The organism is Paenibacillus ginsengarvi, from assembly GCF_003626695.1.
GTDB classification, from domain to species: Bacteria; Bacillota; Bacilli; order Paenibacillales; family NBRC-103111; genus Paenibacillus_AB; species Paenibacillus_AB ginsengarvi.
The window spans coordinates 1-1,958 of sequence record NZ_RBAH01000066.1 but is presented as its reverse complement, the minus strand read 5'-3'; the positions used below and the strand labels follow the sequence as shown (position 1 = coordinate 1,958).

Annotated in this window: 1 protein-coding gene; it reads left to right on the top strand. The window is 50.7% G+C overall.

Annotated features, from left to right (window positions below; genetic code table 11):
- The first annotated feature begins 540 nt into the window (after positions 1-540).
- Positions 541-1,920: a group II intron reverse transcriptase/maturase gene (gene ltrA, locus D7M11_RS36065; RefSeq protein WP_120752096.1), complete on the top strand. Its 1,380-nt coding sequence runs from the start codon at positions 541-543 to the stop codon at positions 1,918-1,920.
- Positions 1,921-1,958 lie beyond the last annotated feature (38 nt).

Genomic DNA, 1,958 nt, shown 5'->3' with positions numbered 1-1,958 from the left:
GGGCAGTGCGCGCCTAGCCAAGCTAGGTACAACTTACTGATGAAAGTTCAGTCGGGGTAGGGACCAAGCCGCCCCGTAGCTAGCAGGCAGACGTCGGCGAAATCCGGCGGCTGAAGCCCTGCGAAAAGTCATGCAGATCGGGTGATGAAGCAAATCTGCAGGCCGTAACGAAAGTGAATCCTACCGCATCGCGAAACTGAACCCGAAAGGGACAAGAGGGAGCCGAGCCACGACTGCCCCGGTGAAGGCCATGGAACGCGCGAAGATCTTGGAGACGCAGCGCGGAAGAACCCTCCGGTGTAAAGGGAGCGGCATGCAGAGACAGTTGTATCTGGAACTAGGGAGACCCTCCCCCGCACGGAATTTTTTTTCGTAACCAGCAAACCTATAAGCCCTAAAGGTGAAATGGCAAGCTGCGGGAAGGGAGTCGGAGGGGGCCATATTACCGACGATCCGATGGACAACATAACCCCGGGGAGGGAAGGGCGCTGAAAGGCAATACCTCACTTCGTTCACGGGATATCAAGGAGGTAAGAGCAAGTGAATGCCGAATACACGGCTAACGCCACCAACGAAAACGCTCGACAACTCCAAAATACCCTCTATCTTGCGGCTAAGGCCAATCCTAAGCGTAAGTTTCATGCGCTGTACGACAAACTGTTCCGAAAAGATATCTTGTGGGAAGCATGGACACGGGTGAAAACCAATCGCGGCAGTGCCGGTGTCGATGGGCAAACCATCGAGCACATTGTTCGAGAGTATGGAGAAGAAACCTTCGTCGAAGAGATCAGACAGCATCTAGCGGACGGAACATACAGACCGTCTCCTGTAAAGCGGAAAGAGATACCGAAACCAGACGGAAAAACGCGTCCATTAGGGATACCGACTGTCCGGGATCGGACGGTGCAAATGGCAACAAAATTGGTGATCGAAGGCATTTTCGAGGCGGATTTTAAAGACTGTTCTTATGGATTTCGCCCCAAGAGGTCGGCTCACAACGCCATTACATGCATCCGGGATAGCATCAATTGGGGCGTCGTCAACTGGGTTGTCGATGTAGACATTACTGGTTACTTCGATAACATTTCGCACAGCAAACTGCTGAAACTGGTCGAAGAACGTATCTGCGACAGGCGCATCCTGAAATTGATCAGGCAGTGGCTTGAAGCAGGCGTAATGAAGGAAGGGATTTGGCACAAAACGCAGATCGGCAGCCCTCAGGGTGGCGTGATCTCTCCGTTACTCGCCAACATCTATCTGAATTACCTCGATACGATGTGGGAAAAGCGTTTCTCTCATCTTGGAAAACTGGTTAGGTACGCCGATGATCTCGTCATTCTCTGTAGATACAAACCGCAAGCTCTTGAGACTATTCGTACCCTTAAGGCCATCTTTGGGAAACTGGAATTAACCATGAACACCTCCAAATCTAGGCTGGTGTGTCTATGGAAGAACCAGGACGGCTTTGACTTCCTTGGCTTTCACCATCGGAAGATGCCGTATCTCCATAAAAAGGGTACCGTGTATAGGCTCCGCAGTTTCCCATCAAAGAAAGCGATGAAGAAAATGCGTCTTCGCGTGAAGGAAGAAACAGCTTCCAGAGGCCTGTTAAACTGGCCTCTGAATCGGATGGTCGATTTTCTGAATCCAATGATTCAGGGATGGCGTAACTATTATGCTCATCTAGATGTGGATCGGAAGACATCAAACCGTTTCCTTGCGAAAGTGGATTGGTACATCCTCAGAAGAATGCGACTTTTCTGGAATAAGAAGCACAGGAAACGCAAAATGAACTGGAGTGAAATGCACTCCTTGCTTCAACGTACAGAACTAAAAACAGTATGCACTTGGGTAAGCCGTACTGCCCTGGGTGAAGAACGTCGGAAAGCCGTATGCGGGAAAACCGCACGTACGGTTTGATGAGGAGGGGCTGGCCAACCCAGCCCTTTACTCTACTT